The organism is Maridesulfovibrio salexigens DSM 2638, from assembly GCF_000023445.1.
In the GTDB taxonomy this organism is placed as follows: Bacteria; Desulfobacterota; Desulfovibrionia; order Desulfovibrionales; family Desulfovibrionaceae; genus Maridesulfovibrio; species Maridesulfovibrio salexigens.
Map to the genome: position 1 here is coordinate 2599113 of NC_012881.1, position 19384 is coordinate 2618496.

The window sequence follows — 19384 nt, forward strand, 5'->3', positions numbered from 1 at the left end:
GCTGCTTTTATTATATTAATGATGGCTGCAACATAGCACTGATTTACTTCGGTATCCATTGCTTTAAACGTGACTCGGAAATGAATCCCTCGATGACAAAGGGATCGCCAGCAATAATTTCAGCAGCCGAACCATCATCTTCAGTTTCAAAAATAATCATGCCGCCGGAGCCATCTGCAAACGGCCCTCCCCGAAATCCTGCCAGATTGCAGGTCTTCCAGTATTCCACATGTGCAGGCACTGCCTTGCCGATTGCATCCGGGTTGCCTTCCATTAAATAGTAATAGACGAACGTTCCCTTCGAATCATTTTCCATATCGCCTCCAAATGCCGGGGTTACTGAAAACATCACCAGAAACGCCAAGAGAACCCACTTCATAATTCCTCCTTATTCCATGGGGCGGATGGCACCTAAAACCTTAACCACCTGCCTCAGTTCATATTCTGGAATATGTTGCAGCCATTTTTCATTTAATGCTTTCATCTTAACCATACATCGCTCAACAACATCCCGGCCTTCTTCTGTCACCTCACACAGGACGACACGGGAATCATCCACGGATCTGGAAGTTTGGATCAAACCAAGAGCGGAAAGGCGCGCAATAGATTTAGATACGTTCGACTTCTCATAGAGTAAATCCGAAAGAATCGCCTTTTGCGAAACAGGTCCCTGCTCTTTGACAGCTACCAGCACTACAAATTGCTGCTGCGCCAAACCGAACTCACGGGTAACACGAGCACCCTCCCGCTGCAGATAAGCTCCCAGACGGAGCAACTCGATCACCATTTTATTAGCGTATGACATTACTTCTCCATTTAGTTTCCTAGTCAACCTTTCATTTAAATCGCGCATTTTTAGTTTCTTTGTCAACTAAATGTTTTCACAAGACCGGTAAAACACCCTCAGGAATCACGTGAAAATATAAACAACTTAAGAAGAGGTGTCTTAAAATATATTTAAAACTAACTTTAAGACAAAAAGCATAAATCAGAACAAATACCTACAATACTCTGAAATTAATATTTTTATTAAATACATTGTTATTTTTTTCACGATATTTTGTTCAAACACATGTACTTCAAGTGAGTCTTAATGTGAAAAAATGTTATTTTTTTCTTTATCCCAAAAAAGTTTGTTTATTTTTTCACAGGGCCATAAAAAGAGTGTAAGTTGAGAAATCAACGAACAATCACAGCACAATCATTATTTAAACCTAAATAAAAGAAGGAAGTGAGGAGGTCACTATGACTTACAAAGAGATCCAAGAACTGCTGATGAAGGAAATGAGACTTTATCATTACCCTGTAGCCGTTAAATATTTCTTCGATCAGGCTGAAGTGGACGCATTCAAGGAAAAAGCTGATTTCCACGTTCCCCTCAAGCCCATGACCTTCTGTCAGTGGGAAATCGCAGCCCGCATGAAAGGCCAGACCGTATACTCCGATGTTGAGGGTCTTGGTTGCGGCAACGCAAAGTACGCTTTCGCATGGAAAGAACTGGATGAAGGCGAGATCAAGGGCCATTCCAAGTATGTTGTAGATATGGAGCAGGCTGAAAAATTCGTACTCAGCAAGCCCCGCATCAAAGAAGGACTTATCGGTATCGCTGTTGCACCCCTTGGCTCTATCGATGGCATCTTCGAACCTGATGTAGTTCACTTTTACTGCGACAACATGCAGGCTTACCACTTTGCAGTAGACTACGCTGCTGCTACCGACACCCATCCCCTGCGCCCCAATATCACCATGAACTCCTCTGCTTGCGCAGGCTGCGTATTCACCTACAATGAGCAGGAATTCAACATGGTTCCGGCTTGTTCCGGCAGCTACAACGCCGGTAAAACTGAACGCGGTGAAATCAACGTTATGATTCCCGGCACCAAGTTCAAAAAAATGGTTCAGAGACTGATGGACCGCATGGAAATCGCAAGTTCCGCCATCACCAAACCCGGCGACGGCTTCCCCGGTCAGGATGTCTGCAAGAACTGTCCTCTGATTATTTTCAAGAAAGAAAAATAGTAAAAGCAAAAAAGCTATCCCCGGACACTGCAATGCCCGGGGATAGCACAAATAGGAATGAAGGCGCTGTTCCTGTTCAATCTGAATCTGATAGGGTCTCCGGCTGCTGCAACAGCCGGTAAGGAAGCAGAAAGCAGACACAGCAAAACCAACTTTCGATCAAGGAGATACACTATGTTTAAATCACGCAAAAGCCTTTTGATCATGGCTCTCGCGGCACTGGCAGTGGTGGCCTATATCCAGCCCGCCTTTGCAGACCGCCTCGCAGACGCCATCAGCGCTACACCCAAAGGTGCTGAAGCAGGCCAGATCAACACCGAACTCGCTCCCGGCTTTCTTGGAATTCCCGGCGGTCCCAGCGTTAACCTCGTAATCGGCTTCGTATGGGCGATCTGGGTAGGTTGGATTTTCTCCACCGTTGGCGCATTCGGCGGTATCATGGCCGGTGTCGGTCACATCACCATTTACGGTTTCGGTAACTACGCATCTACCTTCAAGAAGACCTCTCCGGTCATGAACAAGCTGGTAACCGACTCCATCCGCGTATCTAACCAGTGGCTGGTTGGTACTTCCGCGGCAATGTCCTCCTTTAACTACTACAAGATGGGACGCCTCGTTCTGCCGCTGGGTCTTTCCCTTGCAGCAGGTTCCATCGCCGGTTCTTACCTCGTACCTTGGCTGACAGCCGGTAAAATCTCCCTGAAATCCTACATCGGATTCTTCGGTCTCTTTGTTCTCGCTCTTGGTTGCTACCTGTTCTACGAAACCACTCCCAAAGGACAGGCAGGCAAAAAGCAGGCTAAAGAAGCAGCAAAGGCATTCGAAGCTTCCATCAAAGAAGAAAAAGAAGGTGCAAAAGTTGATACTGCAGCCATGGGTGTTAAGGTTGTCAACTTCTCCCTGACCAAGTGCGTATTCACCTTCTACGGCGTTGAGTTCTCCTTCAACCCCCTCATTCCCGTAGTCGGTGGTTTCATCATCGCAGCACTTGCTTCCTTCCTCGGCGTGGGCGGCGGATTCCTGCTCGTGCCCTTCCTGACCAGTGTTGCAGGCCTGCCCATGTACCTCGTTGCAGGTACCTCCGCACTGGCCGTACTCGTAGGTATGACCACCTCCGTCTTTACCTACATGGTTGTTAAAGATACCCCCGTGTTCTGGCCCCTTATCGGTGTTGAACTCCTCGGTATCCTCGTGGGTTCCTTTATCGGCCCCCGTACTTCCAAGTACATTCCGGACGTATGGCTTAAGCGACTCTTCGTCGTACTGGCTCTGTACGTAGGTATCCGTTACTCATCTAAGGGATTCCTCGGCTACAGCCTCCTGCCTCCGTTCTAATTAACGATGCCTCCGGCGGCTGGGGAAGGGAAACTTTTGAAAAAGTCTCCCTTCCCCAGACCCCATCCCTTCAAAACTTTTTAATAGGGCTTCGCCTTTTTGTAAGCTAGACCGGAGTAAAGATGTTTGAGTCAATTTATCCCATCATAGACAGCCTGCTTATCGCACCCTACCGCATTGGCTTACCTGCCCTTGCGGCTTTTTGGCTTGGTACTGCGGTAGTAGCTTTGTGGTGTACTCTCATCGGAGAAATCTCCATGAGCCTGATCTACATCTGGAACAGGGAATACTACACTGACTTGAACCGCGAAATGACCCGCATGAACAACATTTCCATTGAAGCGATCCGTCACAAACAAAAAGACACCTTCAAGTCTGCCAACAAATGGGCAAATGAATATTTCGGCAAAGTCTTCTTTTCCCATGCTGCACTCTTTGCTGTTTCACTCTGGCCCGTACCTTTTGCCATGGCCTGGCTGCAAACCAGATTCTCCGGTATCGATATCCACACCGTGCCCTTTACCAAATTTTCACTCGGCTATCCTTTCGTTTTTATTTTATCTTATATTATTGTACGCTACGGTTTCTCCAAGATAAGACCATTTATACCTGTACTCAAAAAGATTGACGACTTGAGAGCGGAAGACGCAAAAAAAGCCGGAGAACTCACTTCATGGGACGAACTTGCGCAGATTCCTGAAGAAAACAAGGAAACTGTAGACGGTAGCAGTCTTGAAAGCAGGGCCTAATCATGAACAGAATTCTCACCGGGAAAGGCGCTCCTCTCTCGAGGGAGAATTCATGTTCAAGCTCAAATACACCCTTCCGGCAATTTTCCTGTTGGCTGGAGCAGCAATATACTTTTTCGGATCACAGCCTGAAGAAAAAGTTGTGCGCGTGGACATGTCCATCCGCGAGGAAGTGCGCGTACCGGAACCCCGTCCGGCTATAACCTATGCCTACCTCCCCCAGTATTCACACCGCGTTTCATATTTAAGGCACAGCAAACTCATCGACTACCTTTCCCGCGAATCCGGGTTTACTATTCGTCAGGTCTTCCCGGATACATTTGAAGAACATCGCCGCATGGTCAAAGACGGTGAAATCGATATTTCCTTCTCCAACCCCATGACCTACGTAAGCATCGCCCAAAACGGTGCACGGGCCTTTGCGCGGATCATCGAACCTTCCGGCAGCCCTACATTCAGGGGACAGATCATTACCCGCAAGGACAATCGGGCCATCACAAGACTCAAAGACTGCATCGGAAAAACATGGATCGCCGTAGACCCTCTATCTGCGGGCGGCTATCTTTTTCCATTGGGCCTTTTTCTGAAAAACGGAATCAAGGAATCTGATTTCAAGGAAATCTCATTTGCCCCCGGACCGGGCGGTAAACAGGAAAAAGCGGTCCTCGCGGTCTACGCCGGTAAATACGATTTTGCATCAATCCGTGAAGGAACACTTAACGTCGTTCGCGATAAAATTAATATAGATAAGATCAGAATAGTTGCGGAAACCGAGCCTTTTCCGGGCTGGGTTTATGCCGCCCGCAAAGGCTTATCCGAAAAAGTCGTCGATAAAATCAAATACTGCATGTTCCGTATGTCTATGGATAATCCGGAACAGGCCGCTATTCTATATCAGGCAGGGATGAGAGGCATTATTCCTGCTCAGGACAGCGATTACGATTCGGTAAGGACGCTTACGGAAGAATTAGGACTGAACATTGATTACGGACAATAGGGAGGCTAAAATGATAGAAATTTTCTCCCGGCTTAAATTCCGGACAAAGATCAATCTCGGACTGACCTTAATTGTTGCCTTTACCTCACTGATTATTGCAATTTTCGTCATCCGAATGTCCTCTGATGCGCTCATTGAGCAATCCCGTAAACGAGGTGAAGTTCTGGCCGGTAATCTGGCTATGCGTGCTGAAAACCCTTTGCTTTCAGTAGATTTGCTGAACCTTGGTTCTATGGTTAACGAGCTGAAAAGGGCCGATGATGAAATCGTTTACGCTTTTATCATGGATAATCAGAACCGTGTGCTTGCTAACACCTTCAATGAAGGCTTTCCAAGCCAACTTAAGGATGCAAATAAAGGTAAAGATAACAAAATCAGCGTAGTTACCGTTGATACTGGCAAAAAACGTATTTTTGACTTTGCCGCTCCTATTTTTCTCAGCGACAAAAAGCTTGGAACCGTCCGTATCGGCCTTTCACGAAGTGGAATCCATGCCGTAGTCCAAAACCTTATTTTCGCTATTTTTGCCTTGACCGGAGCGGTCCTTCTGCTTGCGGTACTTATCTCTACCCAATTTGCCCGTCATTTAACATTCCGCCTCGGTTCACTGCAAAAACATGCAGAAGATATTGTTGCCACCCACCTTGGACCCAGCCTGCGTAAAGAAGACAGCAAGGCAGTAAAATTCACTGACAGGTTTAAACGCGCCATAACCCACGCACCGAAAGGGGATGAAATTCAAGAATTGACCGACACCTTCGATGCAATGGGCATGAGCCTTGCCTGCCATATTGAAGACCTTCAGATAACTGAAGCAGACCTAACCAGACAGAAGGAACTGCTCAAAACCATCATCAATGTTTCACCGGACTTTGTTTCTCTGCTGGGACCGCAACTGACCTATCTTGCTGTAAACAAGAGTTATGCCGAGCATTTGGGACACACAGAAGAGGACATCATAGGGCTGACAGATCAGGAACTATACCCGGAAGAAATCGCAGCAGCGCGCATGGAAGAAGCCCGCATGGTCCTTGAAACAGGACGCACTGTAAATAAAGAAACTCGCGAACCGGAAACGGACGAATCTCCGGCACGCTGGTTCCACACAATCCGCGTTCCGGTTCACGGTCAAAGCAACAACATTATCGGTGTACTCTCCACTGCCCGTGAAATCACCGAGCTCAAAAATTATCAGGCGCAATTGATTCAATCACAGAAGATGGAATCAATTGGCAAACTAGCCGGGGGGGTAGCTCATGAAATCAACACTCCACTCGGTATTATCCTCGGCTATGCCCAACTGCTGAAGGAAGATTTCAAACCTGACGACCAAATATCCAAAGACCTTGAGATTATAGAGAAACAAGCACGGGTTTGCCGTAAAATTGTTGCCGACCTGCTTGGATTTTCCCGCCAGAATGAAAGTGAAAAAATAACCATGTGCTTCAACAATTCCATTCTTGAGGTCGTGCAGTTGGTCAGTCACACTTTCAAATTGGAACAGGTAGAAATTTCAACCGATCTTGATGACCGTTTCCCCATAATTCACGGGGACCCCGAAAAGCTGAAACAGGTCTGGCTGAACCTGCTTTCCAATGCACTGGAAGCAATTGATGAGAAAGGACGCATTCACATATCAACTAAGCTTGATACTGATTCCATGACCATCACTGCAGTCTTCGCCGACAGCGGCCATGGAGTTGAGCCGAAAAATATAAATGCCATTTTCGACCCCTTCTACTCCACTAAACCTGTGGGCAAAGGTACAGGATTAGGCCTTTCCGTCTCTTTCGGGATTATTAAAGACCACGGCGGCACCATTAAAGCCGTCAGCCCTCTTCCACGAGTCTTGCGCCGCAAACTTGAGTTGCCCGAAAACACAGGTCCCGGCACTTTGTTTGAAGTGATTTTACCCCTTGATGAACTCTCTGAAGAGTAACTTAGGGTTTTATAAATACAACTACTTGTGATATGATTCACTACTATGAAATTCCGACACGTATTCAGCCATTGGACTTACGAGACTTTCCCCCCCGGACGGTTGCTCAGACGCAGGTACAACTCTTTTAAGAAGCTCATGGAGCTTGAAGAAGAGTGCCTTAAAGCCATCTCGCATATCGAGGATATCGGCTTCGGGCAGACCGTTACCGACTGGGCCTACGTGGAAAAACAGGCCGCTGATCTGGGTATCAATATCCGAATCATGCTTGAGCATTTGCAGGACATGAACCCTGTGCGCTTCATGGACATCATGGACTATTACAACAAGATCAATTTCTATGTACGCATGGCTGTAACCGTACCTGATCCTGAAATTTCAAAGCCATTTACCTTTCCCCTTGAAGATGCAATCGATTATGAATTCAAAGCCGGAGCCTGTGCCGCCGACCTCGCTCGGCTGAAACAGGCAGGAGTGCCTGTTCTGGACGGTATGGTCATCGGCTCCGATGTTTACAATTACTTCATTGAAGCCAACAACCTGCGCATTGCCATTGATGAAATTCTGGAATCAGCGGTAACAACAGGAATTGCAGACCTGAGTATCATTTCCCGGACCATCATTGATCGCTTTATGCAGGGCGTAATGCCGGAAACAATTGCCACTGAAATTGAAATTGCCGCCCTTGAAACTTCACGCGGAAGCGGCAATCTTAGCCTGACCGCATCCTCTACCCCGGAAGGAAGCCTCTATGCCCTGCCCGAAAGCTGGTGCACCATCTCCCCTGTTCCGGTACAGGACATTGTCGAGGCTTGGAAAAAGGCGGTTACCTGCAAATTTTCTGCTGAATCCATAAGGGCCCGTATTGAATCCGGTTATGCAGACCGTGAAAGCCCTGCTTCAGTAATCATCCAGCCCATGAAGGATGTCCATGATTCCGGGGTTATCGAAACCCTGCACGAATCATCCGATCTGCCGCCCAAAGACCGGGAAAACGGTTGTTCTGCAATTTTCAGCCACAACTCCACTACGCCTTTCCTGCTCTCCAGACGTGAAAAGCAGAGGATTATCTCCCGACCGGAAAAATCCCCGCTATCCACTCACTCGGCAAAGACAATCGCTGCTCTGGGTAAAAAGGCAGAGGAATTATTCGATACTCCGCAAAAGTGCTACTGGATCACGGACCTGCGTAACAGGGTTATGATCACATCAGCCCGTTCCTACCCATTTCAAGGGGAAAAAGAGACAGTACGTATCAAGCAGGCCCTTTCTTACATCGCCAACTTGAACATATCACCACGCAATACGGAAATGTTCCTTCCGGAAAAAAGCCGCTCCATGTACGATCTGGTGCGCTTCGCCAATGAAAAAGGAATTGAGGAAATGTTCTCGCTGGTAAGTAAAAAGGGATTGGGTATTGATGGCGCAAAACATCTGAAGGCACGCCAGCCCATCTCCGTAACCGTGCTCAACCTTGCGGACGGCCTGTTCAGTACTGCAGCCGGAAAAATGGATATTTCACCGGATGACATCAAATCCGCACCCATGTGGGCTCTCTGGTTCGGTCTTGGCGCAGACCGCGCAGGCTGGGATGGGGATAACAGTATTGAAGGCTACGCCATCCTTTCAAGAACCTACATGAATATCACTTTGAAATCGGAAAAAGATCTGACTGAAGTGGATGCTGTATGCGATCCCGATGCACAGTCCAACCATATCCATTTCCGTTTCAAAGGCGGCAGCGGAAGCCCGGAACAACGCATTGCGCGGATCAGGTTCATTGCTACCACCTTGAAATCACAAGGATTTAAAACAAATCATCAAGGAGATATGATTGAAGCCAGATTTAAGGGAGGCAGGGAACCGGAAATTCAAAAATTGCTGGCAACGACAGGACATTTAATAGCCCACATCGGCACTCATTATCCGGTAGTCAAAGAAGGAGAAAACGCCGATCAGGTAGCGGCAAGGTTTATTTCTGGGCTGGGGTAATAGACTCTCAGCTCAGCTTTTAGCCTGAGATTTCTTATGAATCTGGACCAGAAAATGGACCAGTTTATCTTCAATTTCACGATCATCCACATATTCGATGATCATCTCTTTAGCTTCTTCAAGATCATACTCTTTAAGAAGCTCACGCAAACGCATGCGTAGCTGCGCTTTTTCTCGTTTTATCTGCAAATCTTCCAGAATATCAGTAACGTAATCAAAATCTTTCTTGGCTAGTGCCTTACGGAAATTGGTCCGTACAAAATGGGAATAAAAACGGCCTGAAATACCGGAAAGAAGCGTACCCAGCCAGACACCTATAACCAGCGTTACAAGGTCGGCGGCCCTTTCCTTGGCTATGTTTATCCATTCGTAGAAGTCACGATCACGCAATAAATCCTGTGTCTTACGCATTTCAAGAACCATACGCTTAGCCACAGGATTATTTTTGTTGATATCCAAAGCCTTACGAAACTGGGCCTCAGCCAGTTCCAGATCACCCATCTTAAAATAAGCCCGCCCGAGCAGGCTGTAAAGCCAGTCCGAGCGGGGGTGATTCTTCAAACTTTGTTCTAGGCTGGAAACCGCAAGTTCATAATCACCGCGGTCAATCAATTCCTGCCCCATCCTGCCACATGACACTTCTGATTCAAGGGAAGTCTGTGAAACCGTATCTGCGCGGCATTCAATGATGCCGATCATCACGGTCAGGGTCAAAATAACGCATACCAGCCAGATAATTCTCTCTGTTCTGTTCATTAAGGGCCTTTATCTACCAGAGTAACCGTAAACATAATTCATTTTACGAAACAACATCGCAGAGCAAAACTTCAGCATTACCAAAGCTGCTTGATACTGCTACCCGGATAGTAAAATTTCAAAATGTGATCGTATTTCTTGGTTTTACCCAATTCCGCAGCTCCCCACTGCGAATATCCTACACCATGACCCCAACCACGGCCTTTGAATGTATAATAATCTCCGGTCTTGTCAATCTGCAGGAGAATATCAGGCAACTTAAGAACACGTGAGCTGCCAAGAGTCGTCCGTGTCCGCAAATCCCGGGAACCGGATTTGTATTTAATTCGTACCTTTACAATCCGTCCGGAAGGCCCCTTCTCAAGGGCTTTTATGGAACGAATACCCGGAACGGAGATCCCGATTTTCTTAAGCTTGGCTTCAATATCCTTACTGCTGTATTTCTTGGTCCATGAAGCCATCTTACCCTTCAGGCTGGCCGAGTCTTTCTGGGCAATAAGGTAATCCTTACCAGCACCGAAGATAGCCTTGGCATCTGCAGTAAAGCCACCGCTGTTTGCAGTATACTGGGAAAGAATAGGTTTTTCCTTGTAAAGCATAACCTGACCGCTGGTCTGTTTCACCGCCTTGTCGGTACGTTTATCCTCACGATCAACCCCGCCGTACATCTGATCGTAGGTGTCGGCATAAACATCATAAAACAAATGGGTGCGATGCTTCTTCTGGTAATAGGCATAAGTCCTTGCTGCAACGGCCTGAGCTTTCAAAGTCTCGGCAGGCCATGAAGCGTATGATTCAGCCGGAACCACTGAGCGCAAATAATCTTCTATCTCGATAAGATTAAGGATCAGCAATTTACCCTTGCGAATACTGACATCGATAATTCCGCGCACCTTCTTGGTTTCTGAGCCGTAACTGACTTTAAGTGAGCCGTTAGACTTAAACTTAATCCTCGTAGCACTGACCACTTTGCCGTCAAGAGTCAGCTTATTACCGGAAATACCAACCTTATATTTCCGTCCACAGCCCAGTTCATCAGTACAAATTTTATCCTTGCCCGTTCCGGTGGTAACGATCATGGACGTAACCTTGCGGCTTAAACACACGCGCAGTGTCGGCTCCTTGCCGATCTTGGAAGGTATTTTCTCACCGGGCTTCTCTTCAGGCTTTTGTTCCGGTTTCTGTTCAACCTTCTGCTCCTGCTTAGCCTGCATGGAAGAGATTACTGCCTCAGCCTGATACTTGAATTTACCCTTGGGAAAATAACGAAGATACTGCCTGAAAACAGAATTGGCCCGATCATACCTGTCCATCTGGTAATATAGAAATCCAAGACGATAAAGCGCGGTATCAGCATAATCCGGGTAATTGCGGCCCACCATACGATAAACATCAGCAGCCTTTTCCGGCGCATCAAGAAATGTGGATAATACCATTGCCTTACCGAACATGGCATTAACCCTGGTCTTAGCCACCGGAGAATAATCCACAGCGGTATCGTATTGCTCAAGAGCTTCAAAATACTTTCCGATATCAATTAGATAGCTGGCATAATTAATGTGCCATTGTGCCTGAGCCTGATCTTCCAGCTCAATCGGAGAATACTTGCGGGCCTGAGCACTCGCCGGGAGCAAAAGCATCAAAAACAGAACCAGAAAAAAAACGTTATGAAGTATACTGAACTTATTTTTCATCATTTTTATCCTTAATTTTATCTTCGCTTGCTTTTTCTTCGTCATTATCGGTCGGTGCGGACTCAGTCGGGACCGCAAGATGATCAAGGTAATCCTTCATATAAAGCAGGTTGCTGTCCGCCGGACTGAGCAGTAACGCTTTTTCCAAGACTTGCCTTGCCTGCTTGATATCACCCTTATTCAAAAGATAGCGCACATTGAGCTGGTGCAGCCGAACATCATAGGGAAACTTTGAAATACCTTCATCCAAAATTTCGGATAAGGCCACATCATCTCCCAGAGCCAACAAGGTGTAGGAAAGATAAAGGTAGATATCACGGTCATCCTTCATCTTAACCGCCTGAATCAAAGCCTGATAAGCATCTCCGTAATGCTGGCTATGAAATGCATTCACTCCCAATGTCTTAAGTTCGGCAAATTTTTGCTCACGCAATTCCGGGGTGATTTCCTTATCGTCAATAAGCACTACCTTGCGCCCATGCGGGTACGGTGCATCAAGGATCGATTTTACAAGAACATCCCCCTCCAGCTTCAATTTCTCAATCGAAGCCGATCCGAAATAATTGCCACTGACCACAAGCTTGCCTGCGGCTACGATATTGCGCTCATTATCAAAAATATTGTTGTCCTTGATCTCTACACTTCCACCTTTGAAATAAATTCCCTGCGTACAATTGGTTATACTTGAACGGACCACGGAACCGTTCCCGGCACTGAGCACCAACCCCTGCCGCGCTCCGGAAACACGTAATCCCTTGAAATCGTAATTACCTGTTTCAGTCACCGCAACAGCATATTCTCCACCACCGAATGAAGAGGAGCGGATTTCAGTATATCCGCCGGCAGAAGTGACCGCCTTGCTGAACCCGCTGAATTCACACTGGGAGAACAAAGCCTTGCCACCGGACATAACTTTTATACCCAAAGTGGAATTAGATTCCAGACGCACAGGAGCACTGATATCACCAATGGATTCTAATTCGCCGAAGACATCAATTCGGCCCTTGTTATCAAAACGTATCTTCGTCCCTGACTGAATGGTAAATTTAGAGCCTTCAGGAACCGTCACCGGAAATCCGATGCGGTAATTGCCCTTAACCAACATTCCGCTCAGTTCACCGAAAAGCTCACGCTCATCAAACTGGGGCATGACAACCTTATGAATTCCATTTAGGGGAGAGAGGTTTCCAGCTTTATCCTTGATGCGTACCCGATAAAACACAGCTGTTCCCTGCATCACATCAGTATCAACAAATTCAGGAGTCTTAATCCGGGCAACAGTTTCAAATTCACCAACCGGATCATTTCCCTTTTCAACAACAAATTCTTCGAGATCAGTGGCAGAAGGGACCAGCCAGCTAAGCTTAACTCCGTCACGCCCGGTCTGATATTCTATTGTTTCCAAAATCGGGGGAAGCACGCCATCAAGGGAGATAAGTGAACCGGATTCAATCCAAAGCCTGTCCACACCGTTAGCCTTACGCATTTTAACCATCAAAGGTTCATTAGCAGCTTTATCTCCCTCAGCGACAACATAAAAGCCTTCGTAAACTCCCTGCGAAACCTGCGGCAGCGGTATATCTTTCTTGAAATCACCAATACTGAAAGAACACTTCAAACCCGGCTCAGCATCAACACGTACCGCTACCCTCCGCCCTACGCCGAAAAGCAGATTATCCACGTTGGTATCAACTGCGATAACCTCCGGAAGCTTGGGCCCCTTGGGACAATCCGGCAGTACTTGCGCCATATTCCATGCCCAATCATAAACAACCATACGCATCTGGCGCCTGATAGGATCGGAAAAGACTTCCTCCACAATGGTCCCGGCAAGACCTATCACCCCGGTAGGGACGGAAATCCTGCGCTTTGAGGCACTGTCGCGCCATTTACCGACCAGAGTTCCGGCAGCGTTATACATCATAACTTCCGCATCCAGCTGAAAAAGATCAAAAGCCACAGCCTTGATCATATCCGCACTGTAAATATCCGTCTTTACGATGCCGTCCGCATTAAGCTGCTTACAAAGCTCCACATCACTCATCTTACGCCAGCCGTCATCTCTGCCCAGTTCAGCGAGGGTGTTATCCACCACATCCTTCTGCAAGGGCATAAAGCCCTTACCGGCCAACTGATTAGTGATTGCAGCACGGGTAATATCCGCAACAAACAAACGATCATCATCAAGCACAAGAACGGATTTATGTTCTGTGGAGTTCTCAGCATGTTTGATGTACTCAGCAGGCAACACCGCTATCTTATACGGAATGGCCTCTTCCTCGGTATACTGTACGGCTTGAGTGGTCTTCTTGGTAAAACAACCACCCAGCAGAATTGCTGCCAGCAACAAAAAGATTAAGGAACTGTGCTTGTTAATCATGGCTATGACTTCAACTTCCTGTCTACGTTAAAGGAATTGACCGTACCAAGAACGGAACGAACCTTCCCCTCCAATTGCAAATGCTTGTCGGCAATAGAATACGCCCCCCCGCCCCAAGCCTGCAATTGCCTCCCGCTAAGATTGAAAGAATTAATAAGCAGCTTCTTTCCGCTCAAAGCCGCACGCAACCTCGCTGTGGTAAAATTAAGCCCCTCCCCGCCTTCAGGATTGAAAGAAACCGCATCCAATAAATCAAGGAAGAACCCCAATCTGGGGTCTAAATTGGCGATGTTGAAAATATGCAAATCATCAATCTTTGCAGATGCCTCTCCGCGAACTGATTGAACAAGCTCATCAGCATCCTTGCCCTGCATAAACATATTCGCATTTAGATAGATTTTACCGCGTAGAGAAACTGACAAATCCTTTGCAAAACAGGCAATCAGGCTGGGCAGGCTGGTGCCGCGTCCTTTCACATTGCATTGTGCTGCAAGTTGATCCTCGGCCAACACCACATCAGCATTCAAATTGAGATGAAAAAGCTTACCGCTGGCCTTAAGCAAGGCTCGCTCGCTACCGGAATGGACAAAAATAGCGACATCACTGAAAGGCCAGTCATTATAGTAAAAACGGCGAATGGCAGCCTTGCCGCTGATATCCCGGCCCAGCAATGCTTCAAAATTAAATTTATCTTTTGCTTCCACAACGTCAGACGCGGTATCGCCATCATGCTTTTCGGGGATACGGACACTCAATGATTTTAACTGCGCCTCATAGCCAGCCAGATGATTGCGAGGGGTATTAAAATAACCGGAAGCCGAAATTTGTGTTTCCTTGTGGCTCAACTGAGCATCAAACACGGTCCGCAAAGGATTTTTTTTTTCAGCCTCACAAGTAATGCTGTAATCAAAGAGTGTAAAATCAAGAGCTTCGGCCTTGAACTGGAGCTGCTTCATGTCAATGGGGAAAGCTAATGATGCCTGTGCGTTAAAAGTCCCTCCGGTTGCAGAAGCAACAGTAAAGCTGCGCACGGAGACAACGGGCTTGCCGTCCTTAAGCTCGATATCGGCATCAATCTCGGAAATGCTGAGTTCCTGTTTCTTGCCATCCAAAGATTCCAGCACCAACACCAAATCCTTGGCGCTTACTGTCATCTTACCGGACAAGCCTTTGTTCGCGACACTAGTGGGAGGTGTGTGCAGTGCAAGAGACTTAAAAATCAAAGCACCTTTCGGCTTGATGGACTTCAGCTTGGCGGACTCACACAGGGATCGGGTAGCATTACGTCCACGCTCACTCTTCTGGGCCATTGCATAGAGTTCTCCGGCATCAACCTGAGCTTCATCAAGCGTAACCTGAAAAGTTCCGCCCTGCCCCATTTGCAAAGACAATCCCTTGCCGCTGGTGGAATCAAGCAGCAGCCCCCCGGCCTTGATATCCATAGTTCCTGCGGCACTATCCATACTAAAATCAAGATCTGTAGTTTCAAACCTTCCAGCCTCGGCCAGCTCTGGAATGGTGGAATTTGCCATGTAACCGAATCCGGTCAAAAATCCCAAAAAGGATGCCGGATCAATTGAACATTCCGTAGCCTGAAGATTAAGTTTCAACGGAGAAGTTGAAACCATATCCAACCGGCCGGAAAACTTGAACCCAAGCTCGGCAATTGAAGCACTGCGCACATTAAAGGCAAAGCCGCTGCTTTCCTTTTCAACACTTGCAGAGACAGTAAGAGGATCGGCCTGATAGCTGTTCGTCAGCTGCACCCTGCCGGAAACAACGTCAATCTTATCAGGAAATAAAGCGGGCAGTTCAAGAACACCGGAAGAAGCATCACCACTCTCTCGGTGAGCCTGCGCCATCACGTCCGGGTCCTGGAGAACCACATGACGCAGCTTAATCTCGCCGCTGAGCAGGCTGGGGATATCAGGGAAAATTTCCAGTTGCGGTATGCGGATAGTATCCATACCGCTCTGGACACGCAGGTTGGTAACCCGCAGGGAAGGAAGGGGGGAATAATGGAGTTCGATATCCTCCATTACCACCCCCATGTTGGTCATATCAGAAAGCAGCTTCTGTGCGGCATCCACAAAATGAACTCTGACAAGCACCATGGAACCGACCATAATCACGGCCGCAATAATTCCGCCAATGAGGAGTCCCTTCTTGTGCATCATCACAGACACCGCCTTTTTATTACTTAAGAACGAATACTACCCTTGCCTGTGCCAACAGATTGTACTTCTGGTCATAGGCAAATACGGTTGACGCATCTTCAACGCTGACAACAGCATCAGTTACGTTCTGCACAGTCTTGCCCTTAAGCACCATTGGAGACTTACTGCCCCAAGATTCAAGCAGGGCACGCGCTTTTTGCAGATCAGTTGTGTAACCCCCGCAGCCTCTTTCAATCAGGACCTGATTAAGTACCTTGGAAGGATCGAAAAGAACTTCATTCTTTTCGGTCAGGATGCGGTTAACCAGCGCTGGTTTAAAATCAAAGTCCCGTACGTCAACGATTATACCGTCAACCGGGGTGGCAACAGCTTCCTGAATCTTATCTGAAGCAGGCTCAGTAGTTTGAACGGCAGAATCAACCTTCTCGGCTACTTCTTCCTTAACTTCAGGCTTGTCTTCCACAACAGGCTTTTCTTTTTCCTTAATAGCCGGCATGGGAATAGAAGCTATTTCCTGTACCTTTTCAGGCTTGAAAGCAGGAATCTCACGAATCTTTAATTCCTGGGGTTCCTTGAGGATGATTTCATCAAAAGCACTGTACACGGAATCGTGACCGTGCAGGTTCAAGCGCAGACAAACCCGGGCATAACCTTCAGTACGATCAAAAGATTCACCGCAGGGAACAGCGCCGCGCAAGGTACCGTCAACAGTGGTTTTGACCTTTTCGCTTGCAAGCATCCCGTCACGAACAGTGGTTTGACCGCTCAGGCGCAATCCCTGAAATATTTCAAGCATCCTTCTTTGAGCAACCACTTCGGCGGCGCGTTTAGCACGGTAACGGCTCTGTCCCGCCTCGGACTCACCTATTACCTGAATGTACCCTTTCTGGAATACTTCATCCTGATTCACAACCTCTACAATCTTTTCCCCGGCAACAGCGGAGCCGGCAAAAAGCACTACCGTTGTCAGGGCTAGCAATATTTTTTTCACATTATCCTCCACTGTTAGTAAATATTCATAATGTTGCGCAGACGCATCAGGGAAAGAATGAGGTCAGCGCCATCCATATTGGCATCAGGACGGAAAGCACCGGACAGGTCGGTTTCCATCAGGTTGCGGTTAACCACGGTAACAATAGCGTTGTACCAGGCATCAGTGGCTTCCACGTCCGGATAGAGAGAATTTTTCTGCCCCATATGCTGAGTAGACATGGAATCATCACCTGTCAGCTTAATAAGCACATCCTCCAGCACAAAAGCCAATTCCTTGCGGGTCATGGGCTTCTTGGGATGAAAAAGGTAGGCACGGGTCTGCTCGTCATAAGTCGGCTCAAGCCCCCGGACATGCCACTTAAGCACAGTCATAATTTCAGGCTCAAACATATGCCCTACAACATCGGCGGGAGTGAATTCGGCTTTTTTGTCGTCACCGGGAACAGGAATGCGTCCGGCGAAAAGTCTGTCCAAATGGAGCTCATCCACCAGCAGTGCGGCAACGTCAGCACGATCAACTTCTTCCTTGACCGCGATCTGCTTGGCAACATCAGTCAGGGTATAATTGCTCATGGCCCGCAGAATCTTCTGGGCACGATTGTAAAGCAGATTTGCTTTATCGTGCCACTTGCCCGGAGAAGCGGAAAGAACAACGCCGAGAACATCTTCGGCCTTACGGAATTCACCGCCCTTGAAATAGGCTTCACCCATAAAATAATGCGCTGCTTCAGTATGGCGATAGTAAGGAAGATCCTCTTCAACCACGTATTTCAGCATCAGCTTGGCATCGGCATAGAGATCTTCCGCCCTCTGCAACCAGCCGCGGGTGGCGATATGACTGTAAACCCGAATACCGGTCACGTAGACACTGAATTTCTGCGATCTATCACGCCTTGCTTCACGCACAGCCTTGTCAAACTGGTCAATTGCCCTTTCAGCATCAACGGCACTGTATTCAGCATCGCTTTCAGCCTCGGCACGCATGGCGTAGACAAGAGCCTTACCTGCAATGGCAGGCGCATATTCATCATCAAGGGCTACTGCCCGCTCAAAACGGACAAACGCCTTATCAGGCATACCTTGATCTATCAGTTCCATCCCCATCAAATAATGATGGGCCGGGTTGTCCTCAATAGACATGGGTTTTACTTTTTTTCCACATCCCGCAAGGGAGAGAATCAAAAGCAGGCCCGTGAGAAATATTAAATATTTTTTCATCCGGTTATCCTCCATGCATTAGAATCCTTCGGGATTCTGCCAACGGAATTTTAAATTCCTGCCATCCATTTTACTCTGGAATTTCTCCACCCCTACATTCTGCAATGCGGTGGAAACGCGCTTAAGCAAGGTTTCGGCACGCAAGGTGGACCAATAGGTCACTTCCATGTTCATACCGTTCTGACGCTTTACTTCTTTGCGCACAAATCCGGGAACGTCCTCAAGAGCTGTACCGATATGGGAAAGTTCGGGAAAACCAAGGAAAGTCAATGTGTAACGAAAACCCTTGCCTCGATCCAACTCAGATTCCATATGCTCAAGCAGCTCACGCGCAATCCTTACTGAAGCCCAGTAAGCTTCAGGTTCAGCGGCTTCAACAGCTCGGCCATAGACTTCAGCTGGCTTACCGGAAAGGCTCACGTATTTTTCAATGGGCCTGCGCACTTCACCGATCTTGAGTCCGTCAGAAATTCTAACGCAGGTCAAATGCATTACAGGATTGGCATCCCTCGGCAACTCAAGATCGACAGTAACAACATAGTCAGCCTTGAGCAGCCTGTTGAACTTGGCAGCCTTATTAAGATTCATGGAACCTTCAATCTCACCGTACTTAGCACGGGACATGGGCCAGTCGATTACTTCGAACTGGAATTTATCTCCGAAAGTACGCGAAACAGCGTGTACAAGTTCTCTCATTGACTGGGGAGGAACGGAATTGAACCCGGCCCCGGAACCGAAAATGAGCAACCTCGGCAGGCCGGACATTTTCTGAAGAATAGCAAGGGTGGTGTAGTCGGAATACATAAGCTTACTATCGACAACGACATCAATAGTAATGACATAACCGTCATCAGTAGCCCCTTCCCTCAACACCTTGTAAGAAGAGATATACCCTTTAGAGTGGCTGGCTATTTCGTCACGGACCAGCACCCCGGACTCAACAAGAGAGTCAGAGGCCAAAGCCGTGCCGATCTGCATTTCAACAGCAGTGCGCAAAGCAGAGTTAAGCGCCTGATGACGATCAACTCCCTCACCGGTAGCCTCCACAGCAAATGCTGTGGAGGCAGCCAGTAATATTGCAAGCGAAATGGCAACCACTTGAGAGTACAGTTTTGCTAAGGACATACAGACCTCA

The 19384-nt window shown here is 47.6% G+C and carries 15 protein-coding genes; 6 read left to right on the top strand and 9 right to left on the bottom strand.

Features of this window, described 5'->3' with window-relative positions:
- Positions 1 to 43: 43 nt before the first annotated feature.
- Together DESAL_RS11915 and DESAL_RS11920 are read right to left on the bottom strand one after the other, a co-directional pair.
- A complete protein-coding gene (locus DESAL_RS11915; protein WP_015852240.1) occupies positions 44 to 379 on the bottom strand; it encodes a YciI family protein in 336 nt (111 codons plus the stop codon).
- A 9-nt stretch (positions 380 to 388) separates the two neighbouring features.
- The gene (locus DESAL_RS11920; RefSeq protein WP_015852241.1) at positions 389 to 805 is read right to left on the bottom strand and encodes a MarR family winged helix-turn-helix transcriptional regulator; all 417 of its coding nucleotides are present in this window, start codon (positions 803 to 805) and stop codon (positions 389 to 391) included.
- Between the two features lie 440 nt (positions 806 to 1245).
- Between DESAL_RS11920 and DESAL_RS11925 the strand changes: the two genes are divergently transcribed.
- The 6 genes from DESAL_RS11925 (at position 1246) to DESAL_RS11950 (ending at position 9031) form a co-directional block, all read left to right on the top strand.
- The gene (locus DESAL_RS11925) at positions 1246 to 2019 is read left to right on the top strand and encodes a DUF169 domain-containing protein (protein WP_015852242.1); all 774 of its coding nucleotides are present in this window, start codon (positions 1246 to 1248) and stop codon (positions 2017 to 2019) included.
- 174 nt (positions 2020 to 2193) lie between these two features.
- A complete protein-coding gene (locus tag DESAL_RS11930) occupies positions 2194 to 3354 on the top strand; it encodes a sulfite exporter TauE/SafE family protein (RefSeq protein WP_015852243.1) in 1161 nt (386 codons plus the stop codon).
- 122 nt (positions 3355 to 3476) lie between these two features.
- The gene (locus DESAL_RS11935; RefSeq protein ID WP_015852244.1) at positions 3477 to 4103 is read left to right on the top strand and encodes a hypothetical protein; all 627 of its coding nucleotides are present in this window, start codon (positions 3477 to 3479) and stop codon (positions 4101 to 4103) included.
- Between the two features lie 52 nt (positions 4104 to 4155).
- Positions 4156 to 5100 (top strand): phosphate/phosphite/phosphonate ABC transporter substrate-binding protein, encoded by a 945-nt coding sequence (locus DESAL_RS11940; protein ID WP_015852245.1) that lies wholly within the window; start codon positions 4156 to 4158, stop codon positions 5098 to 5100.
- A gap of 10 nt (positions 5101 to 5110) precedes the next feature.
- On the top strand, positions 5111 to 7039 hold the full coding sequence (locus DESAL_RS11945; RefSeq protein WP_015852246.1) for an ATP-binding protein: 1929 nt from the start codon (positions 5111 to 5113) through the stop codon (positions 7037 to 7039).
- A 45-nt stretch (positions 7040 to 7084) separates the two neighbouring features.
- A complete protein-coding gene (locus DESAL_RS11950; protein ID WP_015852247.1) occupies positions 7085 to 9031 on the top strand; it encodes a PEP/pyruvate-binding domain-containing protein in 1947 nt (648 codons plus the stop codon).
- Between the two features lie 12 nt (positions 9032 to 9043).
- Here DESAL_RS11950 and DESAL_RS11955 read toward each other — a convergent pair whose 3' ends face one another.
- The 7 genes from DESAL_RS11955 to DESAL_RS11985 form a co-directional block, all read right to left on the bottom strand.
- On the bottom strand, positions 9044 to 9787 hold the full coding sequence (locus tag DESAL_RS11955) for a tetratricopeptide repeat protein (protein WP_015852248.1): 744 nt from the start codon (positions 9785 to 9787) through the stop codon (positions 9044 to 9046).
- Positions 9788 to 9864: 77 nt separating this feature from the next.
- Positions 9865 to 11484 (bottom strand): SpoIID/LytB domain-containing protein, encoded by a 1620-nt coding sequence (locus DESAL_RS11960; protein ID WP_157046951.1) that lies wholly within the window; start codon positions 11482 to 11484, stop codon positions 9865 to 9867.
- The gene (locus DESAL_RS11965; protein ID WP_015852250.1) at positions 11471 to 13861 is read right to left on the bottom strand and encodes a right-handed parallel beta-helix repeat-containing protein; all 2391 of its coding nucleotides are present in this window, start codon (positions 13859 to 13861) and stop codon (positions 11471 to 11473) included. The genes DESAL_RS11960 and DESAL_RS11965 overlap by 14 nt, the downstream gene beginning before the upstream one ends.
- A 2-nt stretch (positions 13862 to 13863) precedes the next feature.
- Positions 13864 to 16038 carry an AsmA family protein gene (locus tag DESAL_RS11970; protein ID WP_015852251.1) on the bottom strand — a complete coding sequence of 725 codons (2175 nt, stop codon included), beginning with the start codon at positions 16036 to 16038 and terminating at the stop codon, positions 13864 to 13866.
- A gap of 19 nt (positions 16039 to 16057) precedes the next feature.
- A complete protein-coding gene (locus DESAL_RS11975) occupies positions 16058 to 17029 on the bottom strand; it encodes a hypothetical protein (RefSeq protein WP_015852252.1) in 972 nt (323 codons plus the stop codon).
- A gap of 14 nt (positions 17030 to 17043) precedes the next feature.
- The gene (locus DESAL_RS11980; RefSeq protein WP_015852253.1) at positions 17044 to 18249 is read right to left on the bottom strand and encodes an S-layer homology domain-containing protein; all 1206 of its coding nucleotides are present in this window, start codon (positions 18247 to 18249) and stop codon (positions 17044 to 17046) included.
- Between the two features lie 18 nt (positions 18250 to 18267).
- The gene (locus tag DESAL_RS11985) at positions 18268 to 19374 is read right to left on the bottom strand and encodes a hypothetical protein (RefSeq protein WP_015852254.1); all 1107 of its coding nucleotides are present in this window, start codon (positions 19372 to 19374) and stop codon (positions 18268 to 18270) included.
- Between the last annotated feature and the right edge of the window lie 10 nt (positions 19375 to 19384).